Source organism: Mucilaginibacter corticis, assembly GCF_007558865.1.
Taxonomy (GTDB): Bacteria; Bacteroidota; Bacteroidia; order Sphingobacteriales; family Sphingobacteriaceae; genus Mucilaginibacter; species Mucilaginibacter corticis.
In genome coordinates this window covers 897,566-920,976 of sequence record NZ_VLPK01000002.1, presented here as the reverse complement: position 1 = coordinate 920,976, position 23,411 = coordinate 897,566, and the positions used below count along the sequence as shown (strand labels likewise).

The following is a 23,411-nucleotide window of genomic DNA, read 5'->3' as shown; positions in this document are numbered from 1 at the left end:
TTTAAAATGCGTTCCTGAGGGCCTTCCTGCTGCAAAACGTTAACAGCAGGATATACATATCGAGCCAGAAACTCCAGTGTTCGATGTACCAGACATCGTGCAGCGTCCTGGCCATATACTGCAGCCTGCTGTCCGTCGGCCCCCGCCAGCCATTGACCTGGGCCCAGCCCGTGATGCCCGGTTTAACCCAATGCCTGACCATATAGGTGTTCATTTTTTGTTTCAGGGAATGGTTCAGGTTCACCCGGTGCGGCCTCGGCCCGACCAGGGACATCTGGTTTAAGATCACATTGAGCAATTGCGGTAATTCATCGATATTGCATTTCCGGAGCAATTTACCCAGCGGGGTAACCCTGGTATCGTTTTTTGCCGTCGAAACGTTCCCGGCAAGCGGATCGTCCGAATGGTACATCGTCCTGAACTTGTAAAGGACAAATGGTTTCATGTCGAGGCCGAGCCGGGTCGGTTTATAAAAGACGGGCCCCCTGCTTTCCAGTTTGATCGCGATAGCGACCAGCGCCATGAACGGCAACAGCAACGTAATCAGCGCCAGGGAAACCAGGATATCGAACGCCCGTTTCCAGAACCGGTTGGTATAACCGTCGAGCGGCAAAGACCGGAGATCGAGCATAGGGATACTGCCCAGGATATTAATTTTAAAGACGCGGTCGATCGAACCAAAATAATTGGGAACGATATGTGATTTGACCCCGTTTCTTTCGCAATTCCCGATGATCGCTTTGATATGGTCCATTTCGGATAAAGGCAGCGCGATGATCACTTCCAAAAATTGTTCGCGCTCATAGATCTCTTCAAAATCGGTGATCAGGCCGATAATTTTGTTGGTCGCGTTTCCCGGGGTACTGTTATCCAGGATGCCGATCGGCTTCAGGCCGATAAAGGAGTATTTGGAATAATAGCGGAAAAGTTCCCGCCCGATCTTGGTATTGCCGATGATGATCGTCGGCCGTTCATTTGTCTGGTCCCTGATCGAAAAATAATAATAGAACCAGGTAGAGATCGCGAATTTGGAAAGAATAAAAAGGCCAAGGGTACCAAAAAAAACAGAACGCGAAAAATCATTCAGTTTGGCGGTGATGATCCCCACGGCGACGATCGAAACAAAAACGACCATCTTTTTCAGCTGAGCACGAAAAACGATAGACAGGCCCAGCTTCAGGTTCCGGACGTCCTCGATAAAGATCAGGGTAGCCACAAACCAGCCGAAACAAAATAACAGCAGGAGGTTTTTAATGGGGTCAATGATCGCGTGGGTCAGGTCATAATGTAAATAAGAAACAAAGGTCATTAATGAACACAAGAGCACGATGTCGGAAAAGAAAAATAAACTGATTAAATTTCTGGTTCTCATAGAATTAACAATATGCTGGTGAGGTTATTAATTACTTCTGATAATTAAATTTGCACGATATTGTTTTAATTAGAACCTTAAAAATCACCGAATATCCCTGCCAGGAATAAGTTTAATTATTAGTCAATGAAGATTAAACTATTCTGTAAATTTCCGAATATTTTTGGCAAATGTCCTTCCATAGGTAATTGGTTATTACCAGCTTACGTGCAGCCGCACCAAATATCTCCATACGGGCCGGTTCATCCAGCGCCCGTTTGATCTTCCCGGCCAGGTCCGCCGCGTTCCCGGTTTGAAAATAGCTTACTTCTTCCGGCGAGAACACCTGGGTGTTTTCAGGGATATCACTGGCGATAATGGGTACGCCAACCGAGGCGACTTCCATCAGCATGACCGACATCCCTTCTGTTTCGGAAGGAAAGATAAATAAGCCGGCCCTGCTGACCAGCCCAAGCAGTGCGTTAAGCGGGTCAACATACCCTAAAAAAAACACATTTAAACCCGTGGACAATCGCTTCAATTTTTGAAGGTAGGCGGTCTCTTCCAGTTCACCGGTGATAAATACCTGGCCCTCGTAATTAATTGCCCTTAAAGCCTCCAGCATCGTATGGCACCCCTTGGTGGACATCAGTCGCCTTGCGGAAAAAAGGATATAGGGCCGGTCAAGGGATGCCGGTCCGGGCAAAAAGCCGCGGGCTGCCGCTTCATCAAAATCTTTCCTTTCCGTAACATTGATCCCGTTTGGAATAAAGTAAACCTTTCTCTTGTATTTCGTTTCATAATAGTCCGAAAGCGGTTTCGAGATGCAGGTACATACATCAGCTGAGCTGACAAAGACGCGTTCCGCCAGCCGGAAATATGTGCGCTGCAAATAATTCCATTTATCCCGTTTATAGGGTGCCTCGTGGGAGGTGGCGATCACTTTAAACCGCAGTTTCAGCAATGGGATAAATAAAGCGCAGTCGGTTTTATGGGCATGCACGAGATCAGCCTTGCCAAATAGCAGCAGGTGGACAGCTGAACAAAAGAAATAGATAAGGGACCCGGGGCTGCCCTTCGCCCATTGCCGGAACTCAACGGTTTTAACCCCTGCAATATGCGTTTTCGCCCGGGGGGTCCTGTAGCAGTAAATGGTAATATCAAATTCGTCCTTCAGCTGCAGGATCAGATTTTCGACTACGCGGCTCGTCCCTCCTTTTGGTGGAAAAAAATTTACGCCGTAGATGACCAGTCTTCGTTTCATAGCGCCCGGCTGATAAAATTGGTGTAATTATTTTTAAATGCGTCGCCGCTGTACACTTCCCTGATCAGCTTAAAGCTTTCTTTTCCCATTTCATTGCGAAGCGGCGCGGATGCCATCAATTTTTTTAACGGTTCGATAAATAAGTGAAGATCATTTGGCGGGACCAGATAACCATTGACCTGGTCAATCACGAGGCGATCGTTATCACCAACATTACGGGCGACGACCGGCAGGCTGAAACTCAGCGCTTCCATGACCGTATTGGACAAACCCTCAAAAAAAGATGAACAGAAATAAATATCTGATCGCTGGTAATAGTCGTTGAGGTCCGGGGGATTGATCAGCACTTCCACGACATCTTCCAGTTGCAGGGCACTGATCCGCTGCCTGAGTTCGCTTTCCAGTTCTCCAAAACCTACAAGGAAATATTTAAAACGGTACCCCTCCGCTTTGAGGATCCGCATGACTTCCAGCGCATCGAAATACCCTTTTTGGGCCACGAACCTGCCGACCGTAATAATTTTAACCAGATCGGTATCTTCACGCTCCATAACAGTGGTATTCAGCTCGAAACAATTGGGAATCACCACCGCGTGCCCGGTTTTAAAGCCCTTTGCGGAAAGTTGCTTTAGCCCGTCATAATTGTTAAATATCGTATGTGTACTGAAATAATGATGGATGAATCGCTGCAAGCCCATTTTATTTTTATCCAGCTGCGCATTCCTGATGCCGCCCGCCCTGACGCGTACACCGGCCAGTCGCCCGGCTACAGCGCCGATCAAATTGGTGGTCAGCAGGTAGGAGAAAATAACATCTGTCCGGTCCTTTTTCAACAGGCGGTAAAAACCCCTGATCCTGTTCAGGTGCCCGCCTTGTAAATAAACGGTGGGTACCTGGTTTTCGGCGATCTTTTTTCGGAACTTTTCCTCTACTTTGTCCCCGTAATAGACAACCAGGGTCACGTTATGGGTATCCTTTAATTTTATCGCTAAGAGCAAAGCCTGTTTTTCGGCGCCCCCTGACAATAAGGTGTTGGTAAAAATTATAACGTTTTTCTTTCTCGTTTCCATTCGATAGCAGGGATTAAAATTGCCGCATCCAGCCGGTATAGACCAATAAGCGCCAGATCAGCGCGCCATGATCCGCTTTGCCATATTTATTCTGGCCGAAGATCTCTCCGATCAGCTTGCCGTTCAGACCAAACTGGTCAAAATCCTGGCTCAGCCTGCGGTCAAAGCTGTCGCCTTTGAACCATTCACGGAGCGGAACATCGAAACCCTTTTTCCTGCGGTCGATGATCTCCGGCGGCAACTTGCCCGTCATGGATTTCTTCAGGACATTTTTCACTGCATTGCCATTCGGCAGCTTTACATTTTTATCGACCCGGTAGAGGTATTCGACAATGCGCCTGTCCAAAAAAGGCGCCCGGGTTTCCAGTGAATGCGCCATGCTCATTTTGTCTACCTTGACCAGCATTTGTGCCGGCAGGGATACCTTTAAATTGTAATAAGTTAAAAGGTAAAAAGGGTCGCGGAACTTTACCGGCTTAAAAACGTCCGCTACAAAATCTTCAATACTTAAATGCTTTCCTGAAGAGACCGACTTGAGGTCCGTTACCGGAATTTTTATGGACTTGGAGATCAGCCTTTCCTGGAAAGGCGCGTTAAAATTATGGAGCACCCTGGTCAGCCGGTTTGCCCGGTAGCGCAGGCCGCCTTTGAGCAGCGGTGCCAGTCCCGCACTTATTTTGGGCAGGCCCTGCCTGATCAGGCCCGGTAATTGCTGGTACCTGCCGGCTATGTTTTCACTCTGATAGGTCGTATACCCGGCCAAAACCTCGTCCGCGCCGTCACCTGTCAGGACCATTTTTACCTTTTCCGCGGCATAGCCCGATACGATGCCGGTCGGGATCGCGGCAGGGTCGGCATAAGGTTCGTCATAATGAAATAACACGCGTTTTAAAGATTCATCAAATGTAGCTGCAGTTACGACATGTTCGTGGTGATTGGTGTTGAACCGGTCTGCTACGATCCCGGCCATCCCGCGTTCATCGAATTTCTTTTCGTCAAAACCGATCGTAAATGTCTCCACGGGATGCCGGCTGAATTCCGACATGACCGAAACGATGCTTGATGAATCCAGCCCGCCGCTCAAAAAGGCGCCGAAGGGCACATCGCTTCTCATCCGGATCCGCACGGAATCACTGAATAAAGCCTGGAATTCTTCAACAACTTCACCTTCATTGCGCAGCAGCGCCTCTTCGTCCGTTTCGGGCAGGTCCCAGTGTTTAAATTTTTGTATATCATCGCCTTTAACGATCAGGTAATGCCCGGCTTCCAGCTTTTTTATTCCTTTGTAAAAAGTATAGGGTTCAGGAATGTAACCTAAAAAAAGAAAAAGTTCCAGCAGCTCTTCATCGGGTTTCAGACTGACGCCGTAAGCGCCTATACTTTTGATCTCGGATCCAAACACGAAGGTTCCGTCAAAGACCCCATAGTTCAAAGGCTTTTCACCCAAACAATCCCGCGTCACAAATAAGTGCTGCTGACGGTCGTCCCAAAGCGCGAAGGCCCACATGCCATTAAATTTATGCTGACAGTCCGTCCCCCACTGCTCATAGGCCCGGATGATGACCTCCGTATCGGAATTTGTTTTGAACCGGTGCCCGAGGCTTTTGAGCTCTTCCTGAATTTCCAGGTAATTATAGATCTCCCCATTGAACACAATGACCAGCTTTTTATCGTCGCTGTACATTGGCTGCGCGCCAAGTGACAGGTCTATAATGGACAATCTCCTGTGCCCCAGCCCAACGTTGGCCTTGGTGTAGAAACCTTCCCCGTCAGGGCCGCGGTGCGCGATAACGTCGGTCATTCGTTTTAACCTGGTTTGATCGGCGCTTCGTGCCCGGTCAAAATGAAAGTATCCTGCTATCCCGCACATATTTTATGAATTGATTTGTTTTTCGAAAAACTCCTTCAGCGGCCCGGCATAATTTTCATGGTCGAAATATTTCATGGCGGCCCGTTTGCCGTTCAAACCCACCTGCACCGCCTTTTTTGGATCTGAAACGATCGCAATAAGAGCCGCCCTGATCTCCGCAATACTTTCCGGGGCAACCAGGTAGGCGTCATCCGCCGACAAATATTTGGGTACATCTCCGACCGTTGAAGCAATAACCGGTTTGCCAGTAGCCAAAAACTCACCGAGCTTAAAGGGAAAACCCGCGTTGGCGTAGGCAGAATTGATCCTGGTCATACAAAGTACATCTGCTGCTGAAGAAAGTATTCGGATATATTCGTCGCGGTCCAAAAAGCCAAGGTAACGGACCTGCTCCTCCAGGCCGGCTCTTTGGACGATTTCCCGGAATGCCTGCATTTCCGCATCCGTTCCCTTTCCTGATAAAAGGATCCGGAAAGCATAACCGGCCTGCTTTAGCTCCCCTGCGGCGCCTAACAGGTAAGGCAGGCCGTCCTTTTCATTGAAAGAGCCGCTGTAAAAAATGGTCAGCGGTTTGGCAGGCCTACCGTCCGGATGATCGTCAAGCAAATATTTATTGATCGTAACCGGCAGGAAAAAGACAGGGCGATCCGGGAAGTTCAGCCGGATCTTTTTTTCCAGATGGCTGGAGACTACCGTAAAACCATCTGCGTAGCGGTCCAGCCGCTTCCTGAAAAAGATCGCTGACTTATATTTCAGTTTATTTTTAAATGACTTGAATTTTTGGATGGCTTCCAGGTCCTCGACGATGTCAATGACGACCCGGTAACCGAGCATTCGGCCCCAGGTGACAAAAAAGAAGTTCTTGATATCGACTTCCCCATAAAAATAGATGAGGTTCCGGCTATCCTTTTTCCTGAATTTGTACAGGTGAAAGCCGGTCTGGAAAATATGTTTCAGGAAATTAAAAACGGAGGGCCCGTAAGCGATTTCTTTGTAATCTGTTAAAAAGGGTGGGTTCTCATTCCCGGGAACAATGGGTTCATCGACCAGGGCGATATTTGCGACCGTCCCGGCACCTTCCTTTTTTAAAAAGTAGATAATATTTTGCAGGCGGTTCGTCCCCGCCAGGCCGTAATTCACCGAATGCGGAAAAAAAACAATATTCATCTTCTTATTTTCCATCGGCGGTTTTTTTATTTAAGCTTATTTGCGCGCCGGCCAGCTTCGTTAACGCTTCCCTGAACCTTTGCATAACGATCGATTGGCTGTGGTTATTCGCCGCCAGTTCGCGGGCCCGTCCGCTAATTTTTTCCCTTAGCGTTTCCGAGCTGATCAGCTCCTGGATCGCTTTCCTGATATCTGCCTCCCGGTCTGAATCACAAAGTAATGCCCAGCCGCTGCGGGCGTATTCTGTTAATGCAGTACCTGCAGGGCTGATAACCAGGATCGGCCTGCCGGTGGCCATATACTCGCTGGATTTGGTAGGCATAGAATATTTTAAAAACCTGACGCCGCTGCCGTCAAAATCGCAGGGGATCAGCAGGATATCAGCCGCCGCGAATTTCTCGGGCAGTTTTTCATAAGCGACAGGTGGGCTCGTAAATACATGCCGGTAATTTTCCAGCGTGCTGATCAGTTCATGCCGCTGGTCTTTAGTTTGGATTTCCAAACAAACAGCAATCCCTTCGCTGCCCATTTGCTCAACGATATCCGCCATCTTTAGAAGGATCATTTCCAGGCCGTACCCGATCCGTCCGGCATACAAAATTTTTATAGGCTGGCTGAGCGGATGATTTTGAGCCGCGGTCGACCAGAAATCCAGGTCAACGCAGTTGTGGAACGCAATGAATGGATGGCCGTAACGCCGTTCATATTCCTGTGACATATAATCACAAATACTTAAATGTAACTGCGTCCGGTCAAACAAAAGCTGAGCCTTATGGTCGATCTTTTTTTGCCAGTAGCCTTTCACAGGGCTGGAGCGGACCACGAAGGAGAACCAATCGTCCATCACATGGGTAACCAGGGCGACGCGAATCTTTTCAGTAACAGCTAATATAAAATCCAGTGATTTATAAGAATTCGGCTGGAAGTAAATGAGATCCGGCTGAAAGTCTTCGATCCAGGCGATCAGCGCGGGGCTCACTTTTTCCCTTCCGTACATCCAGAAATACAAACCTGTATGGTGCAAAGCCGCATCGAAATACTGCTTGACCTTGAATTTCAGGCTGCCGGTTTCTTTTACCTGTACGGCACCTTCAGATTTACTTTCGGCGATTGCCCCGCTTTTTGTTTTACGCTGGAAAAATGAAAAAGGAGCAGGCATTTTCAGCTCCTGGAAGCCGATCCTGTAATAATAATCCGCTTTATCAAAATCAACGACTTCTTTACTTTCAACGGCGACCGCCAATCTTTCTTTCGGCCATTTTTTAAATAAGTTGGTTAGCGTGATCCCGCCGCCGGTATCCATCGTAAAGGTTTGCCCGATGATCAGCACCTTTGGAAAGGCATGATCATTTGACCATGTTTCTTTTTTCTGAGAATCCTGTTTACTGGTGGCCATATGATTAATTAAGGCTGAATTTTCTTTTGACTTTTACGTTTTGCACTTGTTGCCTTGCTACGGGCAGGTAGACCAGCGCCAGGAAGAGCAGCCCTTTTAAAAATGCCTCGTCATAGATCTGTTCGGAAAAGCTGACCACCCATAAGAGCAATATACCCAGCAGTGCCAGCCCGGTACTTCCGCCATGATAATATTTGCCGATCGCTTTAAATGACTGGTAGACCAGGAAAAAATAAACGAGGAAATATAATAAGCCATAATTTCTGATAAAATTGGTCAGCCCGTTTGGCCGGTGTGTCCTGGAACTGGATACGGTCGTTCCGAATAAGACCTCGATCCTGCGGCTCCAGCCCAGGATGGGCCTTTCTTCGATGTCTTTAAGGTCCATTAACGCGGATCCGAAACGGTTATTGGATTCGCCACTGACCGATAATTGCTTTTCGATCTTACTGCCCAGGAAGTCAAAACTGGTAAAGGCCAGCGCCGAGACGGTCACGATCAAAAATAGCCCGATGTATTTTACGTTGGATTTTAACCGGAAACAATAGAACGTGATCACCAGCACCATGGCCAGGATACCCATGGTGGATGCCGCAGAACACATGGCAATGATAAATACCGTCGACTGCCGGTCGAAGAGGTCCGAAAAAGTTTGGATATTTTTAGTGTAATACTTTAAATATAAAGCAATGTTCAGGTAGACCGCGAAAGCGCCGCTTTCCCAGAATATCCCGGCGTTCCTCGTATACTTAAAGGCGCCGGTAAAAAATTCGGGCAAAAAAGTATATACGATCAGTGTTGGCGTGGAATAGTTTTTAAAGTCCTTCTGCAGCGGGAAAAGGGCAGCTGCCAGGTTGTATAACCCTCTTCCGACACCGGGAATATAGCACAATACCGTAAACACAAATGAGATGATACAGATCACATACATCGTGTATAGAAAGACGGGGATGAACCGGCTTTTAAGTATGTTCACCACCGTAAAACTGAAAAGCAGGATCAGGAAGAGTTTAATAATGGTTTGTTTATAATCGAGGTCAAACATGAACGCGTGCATGAATTCATAGCCGATAAAAAAAACAAAAATGAACAGCGTCCGCGTGTAGATCGTCCGGTTATAATGGGTTAAAAGATAATAAAGGGAGATCAGCGATAAAACGGATATGAATAAAGGCAGATTTTGCGAAAAGAACGGGTTCCCCGACAGCGCGAGCAGCAGGAACATGAGCAGGAACTCCAGCCTGGTCACCGGTGCATCGTCACTTATTCCAGATGTCAGCTGCTGTCCCATTTAATATTTTATTAGATTGGATTTTAAATGCGATGAGGTTGGGCAAGGTCGTACAGACCATGGCCATGGTGACGCCTGCCGGGCCAAAATGGAGCGTCGTACAAAATAATATGGAAACAGGGATCGTAATAATGATGGATATGACCGCCATATAGAGCTGCAGCCTGATCTTACCGGAACCGTTGATAAACATATTATAGGGGGCCGACAATAAGTTGATTACAGTGTAGAGCGTCAGCGCTATCGTCATGAACAAAGGGATCCGTACCGCGTTCCCCACCCACAAAAACACAACCTGGTCCACAATCAGTGCGGAAAAGATAACCGCCGTAATAAGTATAAGGGAGATCTGCTGCAATTTTTTAAGGGTGTTCCTGATCCAGGTAAAATCCTGCTTGACGAAAGCTTCCGTAAAAGGAGTCCAAAAAGCATACGTGATAATGGTATTGATCATGATCCCGATCGAGAAATATTTAAAGGCGATGTTATAGACCGTAACCTGTTCCGGCCCGAAGAGCTGGGTCAGGATGATATCATCGGTCGATACGACGACCAGGATGGACATTTGGATAATGAAAAACTGCACGCCCAGACCCAGTAATTCATGCGCGTAGCGGAACTTCACCGACCCGAATGCGGGTTTGATCGACTTGTATTTTGTATTAAACAAAATAAAGTTGAAGAGCACCAGGATAAATACGGGCGCCGCGCTTAAAACGATTGCGGCGCCGTACAAAGAGCCCGGTACCGTTTTAGTCAGAATAAAGATACCTGCAAAGGCGATGGTACTGCCCAGGGGACCCATCAGGTTATTGAGCGCCGGGTTCTGGTTCGCGTACATGACCACGCTGATCAGGTTAAAAATGAAACGAAAGCAGAAAAATATAAATACATAAAGCACCAGATGGCTGAGCTCCGCTCCGATCGCTGGTGACACATTGAGGATCGCCGCCCAGTTTAAAAACGGGTTGATGCAAAGAAACAGCACCATAAAACCGGTGAAGATCAGCGTTACGATCGCGTAAGCGGTGCTCACATATATTTTACCGAGTTCATAGGTTTCGTTCGCGAGCGACTCAGCCAGCTTATTTCTGAGGCCGTGCCCGATTCCGATATCAAAAAAGTTGAACCATTCCAAAAGCGAGGCCAGCGTCAGCCAGATGCCATAATGGAACTTATCTAAATAATGAAGTGTGAGCGGGACCAGCGCGAATTGTATAACGATGGAATATCCTTTTATGAAAAAGGAAAATAAGATATTTTTTGCGGCTTTGTTGGTTCTGGCATTACCGCCAAATACTTTCGTATAGAAATTTCTTATAGCGATCACAGATTTAACTTAATGATTTTGAAGATTATAACAAGAAATAAAAATTTAAGTTTAATATATTTGATAAATTTTATCTTTATAAGAAATAATTAAAAGTTTACATACAAGGCAACATTTCTTAAACTGTTTCGTAAAAAATCTAACCATTGATTTAAATTACGAAATTATAATGTCAAAAGATTTTACCGGGAAAAATGCTTTTTTTAAACAATCAAAATCAATGCTATTACTCATCGTATCCCTTTGGCTCAGTTGTAAAAAAGAAGCCGTGCCCGTCGCCGGAAAAGATTCGTCCGGTATCACGACAACCGTTTCCGCTTCCTCCTACGCGGTAACGGTGCAAAATAAACCCGTGGCAATTTTCGATGCCGCCCTTACCGCAAAAGGCGATCTTTCCGCGTATCAAAAAACCCCGGGCGACCCTTTCACCGCCATGGTGATCAATCCCGCTTGTATCAGCGTCGTAAACGATCCGGTCTACAGCAGCAAAAGAAAGGTCATGCTGATGAATGTTAATGTGCAGGACAATGCCGGGATCACTAAAAATCCCCGTGCACAGGTGCAAACCCCGATGAGCTATACCGACGGGCAGACCATTTATGTCGGCTTCTCGGTACGCTTTACCCAAACTTTCTGGACCTACTTCCTTACTTTTTCCGAATTCTATGGTGCCCCTTACATCGGTACGTCCCCCTTCAGGTTAGGCATACAGGGGAGCAATATCGTTGCCGTTGCTACCGATCTCGGGAAAGAAAAGAACCTGTACCAAAATCAAATGCAGGCCAACGTCTGGTACGACTTCGTTTACCGGGAGGTTCTAAGTACCGACCCGTCGAAGGGCCAGGTCCAGGTATGGTTGCGTAAACAGGGTCAAACCGGCTTTAGCGAAATTCTGCCGTCCACCGGTCTGGCTACGATCACCGCGGCTAATTTAACAGGACCCAATTATCATAAATTAGCCTGCTATTATGATAAGGACAATACCTATACGGATGCCTCGAAAAAGACGCATGTCAGCAATCTCAAAATGTATCTGGCGAACCATAAAATAGGCAGTTCCTTTGATACCGTTGCACCCGCGCTGATCAAATAATGGTGGGGAACTAATAAGCTTCTATTTCCACGCGCCTGTTCTTTTGCCTTCCCTCCCGGGTACGGTTACTCGCGATCGGCTTGGTATCCCCAAATTCCGTAGCGGCTATTTTGGAGGTATCGCAACCTTTGCCCGCGATATATTGTTTTACGGATTCAGCCCTCGCCTGGGATAATTTCCAGTTAACCAGGTAACTTCCCCGGTTATCGGCATGACCCGATACTTTAAGCGATGCTTTTGTGCTTTTTAATTTTGACGCGACCATATCCAGTTCGCTGTAATAGCTTTTTTTGATCGAAGCCTTATTAAAATCAAACTGGATATTTTTGAAATTAAAATCCGCGCGTCTTAGTGACCCGGTTTTTGCGGATTTCGAGCTTAAAGACTTGTTTTTGGAAATTTTAGCGGGTCCCGGAACCCTGAACGCGGAACTGGTGAGGATCAGGCCTGTGCCTGCCAGCACATACCATGCTTGTTTAATAAAATTTTTCATGTCTTTGATAATTAAGATAATAAAATAGTTTATAATTAATATAATTACGAATTATCAAAAGAATAGTTTGTGCCGGGGACAATTAAATTTAAGCTAAATGATTTATAATCAAATAAATGTCCTTTTCCCCGTGGTTTCGGTGGTAAGCATTGAGCAGATTCAGTTCTCTTTTCGTCATGCCTGTTGTACTGGTGACCAGTACGATCGCGGCCGGCAGTAGTTTTAAGGCCTTTTCAAAGGCGGCGCCATCCATCGGGTACCCGTCGATCAGGATATGGTCAAATAAAAGCATCGTATCCTTTAGAAGCGATGCCATCCTGTTCATGGTTAAAACGTTATTCATCTCCGGTACCCCCGGGGTGATCAACCATAACCCGGGAATTTTAGCCGGGCAGATGACATCGCCTGGCAAAGTCCCGTGGTCGCCTAAATAATTGCTCAGCCCTTTATGGGTCCCGGCGGCAGCAAAATTGCTCGTTTGGGGATTAGCGCCGGTCTGGATCAAAAGCGTTTTTTTTCCGGCGTAGGCCAAACCAATGGCGACCTGGGACGCCAAAAAAGATTTTCCCGTACCCGGCGCCAGGGAAGTAAAAATAAGCGGGCGGCCCTTTAACTGCCTTTCAATACCAGCCCGGATAGTTGACAGTTGCTTTGCGAACACTGAATTAAATTCGCCGGAATACAGAATCGTCTCATCCCGCTTTTTTTCACTTAGCGTCCCCAATAATGGTAATTTGACCTGGCGAATGATATCATCAGCAGACCATTTCAACTTTTCCTTCGTGCTGAAATAAAAATAGGGAACAGGGACCAGCAAGCCCAGCAGAAAACCGAAAAGCAAGGTGGTACCGACAGCGCTTTCACCGGAGCTGATCTTCACCGGGGACGCGCTATCATAAAAATTATTTTCAGCCTGATCGTCCTGCTGCAGGTTTTCCCGCTTTTGCAGGAGGTTCAAAAGCAGGCTGGTCTCTGCCAACTGCTGCTGGTTCAACTGCCCGATCAGATCCTTGTTAACTGTTTTATCTTTCCGGTCCGGCAAGCCCTTCAAACAGGCTAAAACAGCTTGAGTTTGTTGCTCCAACCTGTTGATTTTATTGAAACAGGCGACTTTAAGCACATTTACGGAATAGGCAGCCTCCACCGATCTTTCAGCATCCGGCTTTTCGGTTTCAGCTAATTTTTGTTTTCGCAGCTGGCTGTTATTCAGCTCGTCGATCAGGAATTTTAAGGAGTCATCCGGCACTTCGAAGGTGTTTGGCACGAAGGCAAATTGCCGGGTCGGGAGTTTAACATAGTAAGCGATGGTCCGGAGTATATCCAATTGCTTTTTAAGCGCAGCTTCATTTAAAGGAACCTGCCCGACCGTACTCGCTACCGGACCGTCATTTGATCTTTGCAATATGGCTAGTTTTATTTTGTTCAGTTTCAGGGTCTGGTCCAGGGAATCGAGTTGCCGGGTCAGGTAGCTGATCGCGGCCTTTGTTGAACTGACCCGTCGGTTATTTTCGAAAAACAACCTGCGCAGGGTCAACAGCAAAGGAACCGCATTTTGTTCACCGGCGGGCAAGGATAAGCTGACCTTTCCCGGGTCCCCGGCAACAGGTTCCAGGTCCAGTTCCTGATAATATTTATCCGTAAGGCCGGTCAGGTTGTTAATTTTCAGGGCGACTGCCGTCAAAGCCGTGGTTTCCCGGGGTTTGAGCAGGATGAATTCCAGATCAGGCCATATGATCTTTTGTCCGAACCTGTAAACCGTCTTTTTATCACCCACGGTAATTACGAAAGAACGATCAGTTATCGCGTCAACTTCAAATTGCCTGTCTGCATGCAAGTCATTTTTTAAGATCAGGATCTTCACAGGTGAAGTGGCTTCCGTCAGCGGCTTATCCCGGAAAAACTGAGGCTGAAAATAACCTGCCGCGTAATCCAGCCGGCCCAGGGCCTGGCGGAGCAAGTCCTTCGAATGAAGGTAAACGATCTGCCGTGCTGCAAAATTTGAAACAGCCTGATCGTTTTGGTCCGGGTCTGTCATTTGTTTACGCGCAATTTGTCTGTAACCTATGGGAACAACGATCTCCGCCCTGCCGCTTTTTTTGCTGAAAACAAGTACCAGCAAAGCAACAGATACACAGATCGTGACTGATAACAGCAAAATACACCCCATGAAAACGAAAGATCGTTCCCGGGTTCGTTTTGGAAAAATCGCAGTTATATAACCAGGTCTCATTCAGTATTTTGCAATAATATTTTTGAATAATTAAAATATATTAATACAATTACTGAATATAAAGGCATAAAGTTTTTTCCCGGTAACATTTATTTCTGAAAACCGTAAAAGCATTATGCCCAATTTTCATTTAAACTATAACGCGCTAGCAGGATTATTTTTCATGAGTGACAACAATGGTGAGTGGTCGGATTTAAACCGTTCATCACACGATAATGCGAAGACAATTAAGGACCAAAAAAACAAGTTGCTCAAAAATTTCGCGTGGAAATTCACCTTTACCCTATTATTTTTCTTCGCCGGAATTGTTTCGGTGATTTCCGGTAGCAAACTCTGCCTGGTTTTTTTTACAGCAGGTTTGATCCAGCTGATATTTTCGATTTTCCAGTTTGCAAAATACCAAAAAGCAAACCGGATCCAATAAAACCCCTGCGCTTTACGCAAGGGATTCGGCCTTGTTATTTTTGTTACTGAAAACCCGGTTTTCGGATTGTTGCCCTGATTCGATCAGGCTTTCCGGGGTCGTTAGTAACACGCCGGCGATATCGAAAAACCTTTTGATATTCATACTTGCTTTACCGGCTTCTATTTTGCTGTAGGCGTTTTGAGATATACCCAGTCTGAATGCCATATACTCCTGAGAATAACCCAGGTCATGCCGGCGGTTACGGATATTGACCAACAAAAAATTGACTTTTTCTTCTATCGCTGCCATCTCAATAGAACATACGATCTGAAATGAACAAAGGATGTGCGGCCCTCCATTTTTTTTAAACCCTAAGGGTGCAAGCAAGGAATGGCGTAAACAGGAGAAAACAAAGCCTGTTGTTTTTTTCTTTAGACCATATATGGAATCAAGGGCTTTTTTGTACATCTCGCTATTGGCTGACATCCTGATCGCGGTTTCCAAATTTGTGGGCGCTGCCTTTACGGGAAGCTCTTCCATGATGGCAGAGGCAGTTCATTCCGTGATCGATGCCGTCAGCCAGCTGCTCCTGATATGGGGTGTCAAACGCAGTAAGCGGCCGGCAGATGCTGCCCGGCCGTTTGGTTACGGGCGCGAATTATATTACTGGTCCCTGATCGTATCCCTGGTCATTTTTATCATGGGCGGTTGTATTTCCATATATGAAGGCATCTGGCGCATCAGGCACCCCGTTTTTGACGGTGACCCTAAATGGAACTACATCATCTTGGGGATCGCTTTCCTTTTCAATTTTATTTCTATGCTGAGCGCCTTAAAAGCTTTTAATGCGCAGCGAAAATCGACGGGTTTTTGGCGTGCACTGATCAAAACGAAAGATCCCTCAACCATGATCGTATTATTGGGCGATATCGGCGACCTGATCGGGCTCGTGATCGCTTTTTTAGGGATATTTATTGGCAGGCTATTGCAAAACGCTTCAATTGACGGTTACGCATCGGTCGCGATCGGACTGTTGTTACTGATCATTTCAGGCTTCCTGATCCGGGAAAGCAAAAGTTTACTGTTGGGCGAATCGATCAGCCCGCGCGCCAGGCGTGGCATCATTTCGCTTGCGGAACAGGATACCGCGATCAGCAAGGTCAAAGGTGTGGCCTCCATTTACCGCTCTCCTGAGGACGCGATGGTGATGGTCAGTGCGCGCTTTAAGGACAACCTGAGCATGACGGAGCTGAAAGCAGCGATTGACCGCGTAACCCGTCATATTCAAAAAGATTTTCCCCAGGTTAAACAGGTAGTGATATCTCCGGTTTAAGGATATTGGAGCGATTCTGAAAACAATTGCGGTATTCGTTTCTTTATAGGTCAAATACCCCTTTAAATGAAAACTAAAAAGAACTTTTTCGAACGCTTTTCCAATTGGGCGACAGCTGCGACCGGCAGTTCCGCGGCTTTTATGATCGCCATTGCCGCTATCGTGGTCTGGCTGGCCACAGGCCCTGTAGCTAAATATTCCGATACCTGGCAGCTGATCATCAATACCGGGACGACCATCATTACCTTTTTAATGGTGTTCCTGATCCAGAAGTCGCAAAATAAAGACTCCAAAGCCATTCACCTGAAACTGAACGAACTGCTGGCCGCGCACGAAGGCGCCAGCAACCGTATGGTGGATATCGAGGACCTCACAGAGAAAGAACTGGACCATTTGCACCAGTTTTACCAACAATTATCTGACCTGGCGGAAACGGAAGATGATATTACCTGCACCCATTCTATCGATGCGGCTGAACAAAATCATTTATTGAAAGCAGGACGCTATAAAAAATCTCTGACACCGGAAAATTAATGTTCAGGTCCGGCGGGGCTCGCTCCTGCCCGGATCATTTTGTTTTTCGTCTACCCGCTCCCGGATCTTATGCAGGTCAGTTTGTTCTTTCATTTTTTCCAGCTCTTTGTCCTCTGCACTGTTAAGTCCAAGTTTTTGATGGATCTCATGCAGCATACGAAGGATTTTAGTGATCTCGCTTTCTGCCCTGACGTTGACCTCAAATTCAACCTGCTGCCTGATCTTTTCGATCCTTCCCTGCCTGTTCTGATTGATCAAAACGGATACGGAAAGGATCACTGCAAAAATGGAAACGGCCATTTCAAGCGCGGGGAACGGAAAGGGGTCCAGTGGTTGCAGGCCGGGGATCAAACCGGTGTTCCAGCAGATCCAAAGCGTAAACAGCAAAATGCAAATCAGGAGGAATATCATACTGCCAAACATGTTCGCGATAAAAATCGCCAGTTTATCAGCGCTTGTTTTGGGGATGTCCAGTGAGGACTGTAACTGACGGTCTTTTGCCATGGCATGGGGAATTAATTTGTAATATTGATCAATAATAACCAATTATGAAACAAATCTTTACACTGGCTATTTTCTTGACAGGATTAACTGCGTTTGCCCAGCGGCAACCGGCTGCGCCCCTGGTCGCGAAAGCATTGCTGTCAAAGCGGGATACCACCATAGAATCCGATACTTCGAAAGAAAACCAGGAACCACGTTATTATTATCTTTCCGTAAATACGAATATATTTGTCAATACGAAAGGCGGGTTCGCCAAACGTTTTGCGCCCGCTATAGAATTTGGAAGAACCTATGGTATCTTTGATATCGGACTGGCTACCGGCTACGCAAAAACCACCGGCGGGGATACCACGCATTACCTCGAGTTCCGGCCGACGATCAATGTTTTCTCAAAAGGACGTTTTGCGGAAGCGCTCTGCCTTGGCGGGGGTTATGTTTTTCGGGCGAAACAGGGCCTGATGACCGAGATCTGTAACAGTATTAATTTTAACGTTTCGGAAAATATCGCGCTCGCCGTAACACAAGGGTACGTATTCTATGACGGCACGAACGATAACCGGGGCACCCAGTACATGGGCCTGGCTTTCACCTACAATTTTCTTAAGCCCCATAGCGTCAACAAACAACGCAAGAAAAAGGCGCTGGTCAGTGATAACTAACTATGGGTGTACGCGTTCGCTTAGCCAACTAATTTAAGATTGATCTCCTTTTCGAGCTGGGGCGAACAGTTTAAAATACTGTAAGTACCGGAAACCACATTCACATGCAGGTCAGCTCCTTCGGCGAGCAATTTATTTTCCAAATCTTTACCCAGCTTACCGATAAGCTGCGCTTTCATGGCCCTGATCACAATGCCCGGCAAGGCATCGCGAAACTCACCGACGGTTTTTACCTTATTTTCCATAACGGTTTAACAAAATCCTGTTGAAGCGGTTTTTCTTTACCCCACTAATTTTTTCAGTTTGACCATGGTGAGATTGGCGGTAATCGGTTCTTCTCCGACAGCCTGGTAGCCCATTTTTTCGTAAAGCCTCAGGTTGCGTAAACTCCGGTGACCGGTGGATACCCTGAACGATGCTACATCGCTGAAAGAATTTTCTATCGCGTTCATCAGCAACTTACCGATTCCTTTTCCCTGCATTTCCGGGTGGACCACCAATTTCGCAATAAAACAGTCTCCCTCGTCCATGCGGGCACGTACGCTGCCGACAATTTCGTTGCCCTTCATTGCTTTTAAGATAATTCCGTTTTCAAACTCTTTGCGGATAGATTCTTCCGTCTGCAGCAAAGGCGGTAAACTGAAATCCCCGTAAAGCTCCGCCTCGGACCGAAAGGCCAGTTTCTGCAGGGCAAGGATCGCCGGCAAGTCTTCCGGCTTAGCTTTTTCTATCTGGACGTCATTGGCCAACATATCCAAATTTAACAATTTTTTAAGCGATTATTTCTTTGGCTCCCCGTCATCCGCGTCCGGCATGCCGACCAGGTCATTCGCCGGACCATCCAGCTTACTTTTCTCAGCTTCAGGCTCACCGACGTTGCCGGATTCAAGCTCATGCACGTCTTTTTCGTTCTCAATTTCCTGGCCATCCCTGCTTTGGATTTCATTATCCTTTTCAATGGCATGTGCGGGCTGTTCTTTGGGGTCTCTGTTCATGATCTTATTTTTTAAATAACTGGATTTATGTAAATAATAAATACGCCAATGCGACCCTGGGCACGCCTCCTGCCGGGGCTCAATAGGTACATTGCTTGAACAACACACTTTTTATAACATAGTTATGTGAATATATTGTTATGTTTTTATGAAATTAAAAACTCAGTATCTTTGCTTGATGATCAAAAAGCACATAGAGCCCGATGGCGAATGGGAACCGATACACCAGGAGATAGGCGGGCGCGTTTTACGGCCGGAAGCTTTTTCATTTAAAAAGGTATCGATCAAAGGCAGCACCTATTCCGTTTTGTCACAGGATTATGATGAAGGGATTATCCGGGTGAATGGGGACAAACTGGATATTTATAATACCGACGGAGTACATAATGGCCGGCACCTGACCGCTATTTATCAAATTACGTCCGGCGAGCTTACCATTTGCTACAATCTTAACGGAAATGCCTACCCAAAAGACTTCATCACTCAAAATCAACCTGAACTCTTTTTATCGGTTTTTAAAAAGGCTAGTGTTTAGTATTTACTACAATAAACGCTTGCTTCACTTCCTGCTGACGGCGGAATCCAGCGTGGTACCGGTTTTGCTGGGTAAACAGTAAACGAACTTAAAATTAAAAATCATGAGATCATTACTGTACATCATTGCCGTCATCCTGATCATTGGCTGGGCCATCGGAACTTTCGCTTATGCAGCGGGCGGTTTAATTCATATTTTATTGGTCATCGCGATCATCTCACTCATACTTGGCTTCCTTCGCAGGGATACGGTAGTCTAATGTACCATAGATAAAACCGAAAGGTGTGCCATAAATAGGCACACCTTTTTTTATGGAATCTTTGCAATCTGAATGAGGGCGTCCCCGTTTGCAAGCGCTTAAAAGCCATCAGTGATATTGTTAAATTCCATGCTCCGTAAATCAGCGAAAATAGTCCGGTTCAAATCTTATTCGGGCATGGGGTGACGCCTGCCGATCATTTTAAAGATCCGGTTAACGAGATCATTTACTTCATAAGGCTTTTCAATAAAGTCATTCACGCCAGCATCTACAGCAGCAGACTTTTCTTTGTCCACGACCGAAGCCGAAAAGGCAATAATGGGAATGTCTTTTTTGGGGCCGGGAATTTCTGTCCGGATCTTCCGGGTCGCTTCATAGCCATTCATCACGGGCATATGCGTATCCATTAAGATCAGCTGATAATCATTTGCCTTCAGTTTTTCAAGCGCTTCCAGGCCGTTTTCAGCGAGGTCAACCCGGATATTATATTCCTTTAACATTTCAACAATGATAAACTGGTTGGTCGTATCATCGTCTACCAGCAAAATATGCAGTTCTTCCAACTCAGATACTTCTTTTAAATGCGGCTGGGTTTCAGATTTGGCAGCGGCACCGGAAAGTTCAAACCAATCAGTAAAGATAAAGGTGGTACCTTTATTTATCGCGCTATCAATGTGTAAGGTTCCGCCCATCAATTCTATCAGTCTTTTTACGATGGAGAGGCCGAGCCCCGTACCGCCGAAGGTTTGCCAGGTTTTATCTTCCACCTGCTCAAAACGTGTAAATATCCGTTCAATAGAGGATTGAGGGATACCGATACCGGTGTCCCTGACACAGAATTCCAGTTTAACCGATCCTGTTTTCTTTTCCACCATTTTCAGCGACACCGAAATGCTGCCATCTATGGTAAACTTGATCGCGTTACTGATAATATTCATCAGGATCTGCTGGATCCTCAGGGCATCAGCCATTAACGAAGGCGGTATGTCTTTTTCTATCGCGCAAAACAATTCCAGGCCCTTTTCCATTGCCAGCGGCCGTGTAACATCACTTAAAGTTTTTACCAGTTCAGGCAGGTCAGTTTCGGAACGGATAATATCTACTTTTCCGGCATCGATCTTGGCGCTTTCTAAAATATCATTAACAATACCCAGTAAGGCGGCAGAGGAATATTCTACCAGGCGGATCATACCTTTTTGATCATCATTCAATGCCGTCTCCTTCAGTAAATGGGTCAACCCAATAATCGAATTTAACGGCGTCCTGATCTCATGGCTCATGTTAGCCAGAAAATTCTCCTTCAGCGCCTTAGCTTCTTCGGAGTCTTTGATCGCTTTAAATAGTTCGTCCTGGTAAATTTCTAATTCTGCGTTCTTATGATTTATTTCCTTTTGATAATTAACCAGTATGATCAGTGAATTGACCTTAGCAGTGGTAATATAGAGGTCCAGTGGTTTGAACAGGTAATCCACAGCACCGTTCGTCAACCCTTTTACAACGTCGTCTGCACTCATGGAATAGCCCGTCATCAGGATCACCATGATGTGGGAAGTTCGCGGATCAGCCTTGATCAGGTCCAGTAACTGAAACCCGTCGATATCGGGCATTTTCACATCGATCAGGGCGATCGAAATATCGTTTTCCAGACAAAGCTGAATTACGGTTTTGGGTAAGGCGGTAGTAAAAATCGTTAACTCATCCCTTTCTAAAGAAGACTCCAGTATATCGAGATTACTTTCATTGTCATCTACGATGAGCAATTTGATATTTTCCATTGGTAAATAAATTGAATTACCAATCAATTGTTTTACGGCCTGTGAAAAATACCGGTTTAAACCGGTGCATCCCGGCCATTCCAACTTTTACCTGGCGCGCTTCTTTTTGATTTAAAAACGGCGGCGCTTTACATCAGAGGTTACTTATTACCTTGCACAACAACCGGATTTAAAAGAAACGGCCCGTCCAGCGGGCCATTTCCTTTTTTTTTGGGGTTTCTTAGATTAGGAAGCCTGCTTCTTTGAATGGTAATGTTCTGCCAGTTGCAAGGCCTGGTAGGCGTTTACCACGCCGCCTGTAACGCATAGTTCAGTAAATGGCACGCTTAAAGTTTTCCCCTCTTTGGTCAGGTTCACCGGGTGGCTCACTTTGGTCACCGACTGCAGGATGATCGCCTTTACGTCCGCCGCGCTCAGCTTCGGATAATACTCCCGGATCAGGGCCGCCAGCCCTACTACAACCGGGCAGGCCATCGAGGTGCCGTCGTATTTAGCATAGCCTCCGCCCGGGATCGTCGAATAGATCTGTTCGCCCGGCGCAAATACGTCAACCGCCGTCGCCCCATAATTAGAGAACGGCGCTTTTAAAGTTTCATCATCCTTCCAGCCCGAAGCGCCCACTACGATATATGCCCCGGCCGTAGTGCCATCCAGGAACTTCCGGTTCGGAAAGTTGGCTACACTATCAATATTTTCATTACTGTTACCTGCCGCCTGGATCAGTAATACATCTTTGGAAAGCGCGTATTTAACCGCCGCGTCCACCGCTGCCTTGTCATAACTGTAAGGTTTACCAAAACTCATGTTGATCACCCTGGCACCGTTATCCGCCGCGTAACGGATCCCGTTGGCGATATCTTTATCCCTTTCATCACCGTCAGGGACGGATCTTACCGCCATGATCTTCACATTATCGGCGATACCCCTGATACCAATATTATTATTCCGGTCGGCCCCGATGATCCCGGCCACATGGGTACCGTGGTGCGCGTCAGCGCCCGTTACGTCGTTATTACCATAATTCCTTTCCGCGGAATTGTTATAGTTATCACCTACCAGTTCAGGCCTTGGGTCGTAGTTTACATTGAGCTGGTAGTCGACTTCCTCCTTGTAATGATCCAGGCTCTTTTGCAACTGGTCTGATTTGAAAGACGCGAAGTCGCCGCCTTGTCCCAACACAGTTGTTACTACACGTAATACGTGCTCCTGCCCCCTGCCTTCAGGTTTCAGGGCCTGGAAGTCTGCCAGTTCAGGTGCTGTCTTACCTGTTTTTGTCACCAGCGTATCCAGGATCGCCGCGAAGCGCTCTACCCCCTGCAACCCCTTTTGGGCTTCCGCTAATTGCTGGTCAAAATCCGCCTGCATTTTCGGATCGTTCTTACCGTCCCCCCGGCGGATCAGGCGCGTCAGCTCCAGGTTATCATAATGCACATTCCCCTTAGCCGAACCAATAAAGCCCCAGCCGTGCCGGTCGTCCGGATAGCCTTTCTTACCCGGGTTCGGGTTGAGCCATAAAACGCTCAGCAAATCAGTATGGGTCGTATCCACACCACTATCGAGCACGGTGACCACGACCTGTTTTGATTTCTTGTTCTGTAATAGTTCTTTATACGCGCGGTCATCACTGATCCCGAAAATATGATCCTGCTGCAGGTCCAGGTGCTGCCAGTCATTACTTTGCGCATGGGCCGCTGTAAAAGCAAGCAAACCCACAATGGTTAATTTTAATCTGTTCATAAAAGTCTATATCGAGCTAAATTGAATATTCCCTAAAACAATCGCAAGCATTTCCGGATTTTCAAGAAATTTTACTGTTAAAAACCGGTTTAGCAAAGTTTTTTACAGTGAAGACGGTG

General features: G+C 46.5%; 23 protein-coding genes. 6 read left to right on the top strand and 17 right to left on the bottom strand.

The window, feature by feature from the left end; all coding sequences use genetic code 11:
* Position 1: 1 nt before the first annotated feature.
* The 8 genes from FO440_RS14745 to FO440_RS14710 all read right to left on the bottom strand — a co-directional run bounded on the left by FO440_RS14745 (position 2) and on the right by FO440_RS14710 (position 10,739).
* The gene (locus tag FO440_RS14745) at positions 2-1,372 is read right to left on the bottom strand and encodes an exopolysaccharide biosynthesis polyprenyl glycosylphosphotransferase (protein ID WP_144249027.1); all 1,371 of its coding nucleotides are present in this window, start codon (positions 1,370-1,372) and stop codon (positions 2-4) included.
* 133 nt (positions 1,373-1,505) lie between these two features.
* Complete coding sequence (locus FO440_RS14740; RefSeq protein ID WP_144249026.1) at positions 1,506-2,615, bottom strand: glycosyltransferase family 4 protein; 1,110 nt, start codon at positions 2,613-2,615, stop codon at positions 1,506-1,508.
* Positions 2,612-3,685, bottom strand: coding sequence for a glycosyltransferase (locus tag FO440_RS14735; RefSeq protein WP_144249025.1), 1,074 nt, complete (start codon positions 3,683-3,685; stop codon positions 2,612-2,614). The genes FO440_RS14740 and FO440_RS14735 overlap by 4 nt, the downstream gene beginning before the upstream one ends.
* 13 nt (positions 3,686-3,698) lie before the next feature.
* Positions 3,699-5,555 carry an asparagine synthase (glutamine-hydrolyzing) gene (gene asnB, locus FO440_RS14730; protein ID WP_144249024.1) on the bottom strand — a complete coding sequence of 619 codons (1,857 nt, stop codon included), beginning with the start codon at positions 5,553-5,555 and terminating at the stop codon, positions 3,699-3,701.
* Between the two features lie 3 nt (positions 5,556-5,558).
* The gene (locus tag FO440_RS14725; protein ID WP_144249023.1) at positions 5,559-6,737 is read right to left on the bottom strand and encodes a glycosyltransferase family 4 protein; all 1,179 of its coding nucleotides are present in this window, start codon (positions 6,735-6,737) and stop codon (positions 5,559-5,561) included.
* A complete protein-coding gene (locus FO440_RS14720; protein ID WP_144249022.1) occupies positions 6,727-8,118 on the bottom strand; it encodes a glycosyltransferase in 1,392 nt (463 codons plus the stop codon). The genes FO440_RS14725 and FO440_RS14720 overlap by 11 nt, the downstream gene beginning before the upstream one ends.
* A gap of 4 nt (positions 8,119-8,122) precedes the next feature.
* Positions 8,123-9,409, bottom strand: coding sequence for a hypothetical protein (locus FO440_RS14715; RefSeq protein ID WP_144249021.1), 1,287 nt, complete (start codon positions 9,407-9,409; stop codon positions 8,123-8,125).
* A complete protein-coding gene (locus FO440_RS14710) occupies positions 9,378-10,739 on the bottom strand; it encodes a lipopolysaccharide biosynthesis protein (RefSeq protein ID WP_144249020.1) in 1,362 nt (453 codons plus the stop codon). Before FO440_RS14710 ends, FO440_RS14715 begins: the two co-directional genes overlap by 32 nt.
* 169 nt (positions 10,740-10,908) lie before the next feature.
* On the opposite strand from FO440_RS14710, the gene FO440_RS14705 reads away from it, so the two are divergent.
* Positions 10,909-11,832 (top strand): heparin lyase I family protein, encoded by a 924-nt coding sequence (locus FO440_RS14705; protein WP_144249019.1) that lies wholly within the window; start codon positions 10,909-10,911, stop codon positions 11,830-11,832.
* Between the two features lie 10 nt (positions 11,833-11,842).
* Here the strand turns inward: FO440_RS14705 and FO440_RS14700 are convergent, their stop codons facing one another.
* The 3 genes from FO440_RS14700 to FO440_RS14690 form a co-directional block, all read right to left on the bottom strand.
* Positions 11,843-12,325: an OmpA family protein gene (locus FO440_RS14700; RefSeq protein ID WP_144249018.1), complete on the bottom strand. Its 483-nt coding sequence runs from the start codon at positions 12,323-12,325 to the stop codon at positions 11,843-11,845.
* A gap of 88 nt (positions 12,326-12,413) precedes the next feature.
* Complete coding sequence (locus FO440_RS14695; protein WP_186292683.1) at positions 12,414-14,480, bottom strand: hypothetical protein; 2,067 nt, start codon at positions 14,478-14,480, stop codon at positions 12,414-12,416.
* Between the two features lie 511 nt (positions 14,481-14,991).
* Positions 14,992-15,270, bottom strand: coding sequence for a helix-turn-helix domain-containing protein (locus tag FO440_RS14690; protein ID WP_144249016.1), 279 nt, complete (start codon positions 15,268-15,270; stop codon positions 14,992-14,994).
* A 133-nt stretch (positions 15,271-15,403) separates the two neighbouring features.
* Here FO440_RS14690 and FO440_RS14685 point away from each other — a divergent pair, with 133 nt between their 5' ends.
* Complete coding sequence (locus FO440_RS14685; RefSeq protein WP_144249015.1) at positions 15,404-16,294, top strand: cation diffusion facilitator family transporter; 891 nt, start codon at positions 15,404-15,406, stop codon at positions 16,292-16,294.
* A 66-nt stretch (positions 16,295-16,360) separates the two neighbouring features.
* A complete protein-coding gene (locus FO440_RS14680; protein WP_144249014.1) occupies positions 16,361-16,828 on the top strand; it encodes a low affinity iron permease family protein in 468 nt (155 codons plus the stop codon).
* Between the two features lie 3 nt (positions 16,829-16,831).
* Here FO440_RS14680 and FO440_RS14675 read toward each other — a convergent pair whose 3' ends face one another.
* Positions 16,832-17,332, bottom strand: a complete 501-nt coding sequence (locus tag FO440_RS14675) for a DUF1003 domain-containing protein (RefSeq protein ID WP_144249013.1) — start codon at positions 17,330-17,332, stop codon at positions 16,832-16,834.
* A 44-nt stretch (positions 17,333-17,376) separates the two neighbouring features.
* On the opposite strand from FO440_RS14675, the gene FO440_RS14670 reads away from it, so the two are divergent.
* Entirely contained in the window at positions 17,377-17,991 is a 615-nt protein-coding gene (locus FO440_RS14670; RefSeq protein ID WP_144249012.1) for a hypothetical protein, read from the top strand.
* A 20-nt stretch (positions 17,992-18,011) separates the two neighbouring features.
* On the opposite strand, the gene FO440_RS14665 is transcribed toward FO440_RS14670, so the two are convergent.
* Genes FO440_RS14665 through FO440_RS14655 form a run of 3 tightly spaced genes read right to left on the bottom strand, consistent with a single transcriptional unit; the run spans position 18,012 to position 18,986 of the window.
* Entirely contained in the window at positions 18,012-18,236 is a 225-nt protein-coding gene (locus tag FO440_RS14665; protein WP_144249011.1) for a hypothetical protein, read from the bottom strand.
* A gap of 36 nt (positions 18,237-18,272) precedes the next feature.
* Positions 18,273-18,743 (bottom strand): GNAT family N-acetyltransferase, encoded by a 471-nt coding sequence (locus tag FO440_RS14660; protein WP_144249160.1) that lies wholly within the window; start codon positions 18,741-18,743, stop codon positions 18,273-18,275.
* A gap of 27 nt (positions 18,744-18,770) precedes the next feature.
* Complete coding sequence (locus tag FO440_RS14655) at positions 18,771-18,986, bottom strand: hypothetical protein (RefSeq protein ID WP_144249010.1); 216 nt, start codon at positions 18,984-18,986, stop codon at positions 18,771-18,773.
* Between the two features lie 178 nt (positions 18,987-19,164).
* Here FO440_RS14655 and FO440_RS14650 point away from each other — a divergent pair, with 178 nt between their 5' ends.
* Both FO440_RS14650 and FO440_RS14645 read left to right on the top strand, forming a co-directional pair.
* Positions 19,165-19,521, top strand: coding sequence for a hypothetical protein (locus FO440_RS14650; RefSeq protein WP_144249009.1), 357 nt, complete (start codon positions 19,165-19,167; stop codon positions 19,519-19,521).
* Between the two features lie 103 nt (positions 19,522-19,624).
* The gene (locus FO440_RS14645) at positions 19,625-19,780 is read left to right on the top strand and encodes a lmo0937 family membrane protein (RefSeq protein ID WP_144249008.1); all 156 of its coding nucleotides are present in this window, start codon (positions 19,625-19,627) and stop codon (positions 19,778-19,780) included.
* 167 nt (positions 19,781-19,947) lie between these two features.
* Here FO440_RS14645 and FO440_RS14640 read toward each other — a convergent pair whose 3' ends face one another.
* Together FO440_RS14640 and FO440_RS14635 are read right to left on the bottom strand one after the other, a co-directional pair.
* Positions 19,948-21,555, bottom strand: coding sequence for a response regulator (locus FO440_RS14640; protein ID WP_144249007.1), 1,608 nt, complete (start codon positions 21,553-21,555; stop codon positions 19,948-19,950).
* Positions 21,556-21,780: 225 nt separating this feature from the next.
* Positions 21,781-23,292, bottom strand: coding sequence for a S8 family serine peptidase (locus FO440_RS14635; RefSeq protein WP_144249006.1), 1,512 nt, complete (start codon positions 23,290-23,292; stop codon positions 21,781-21,783).
* Positions 23,293-23,411 lie beyond the last annotated feature (119 nt).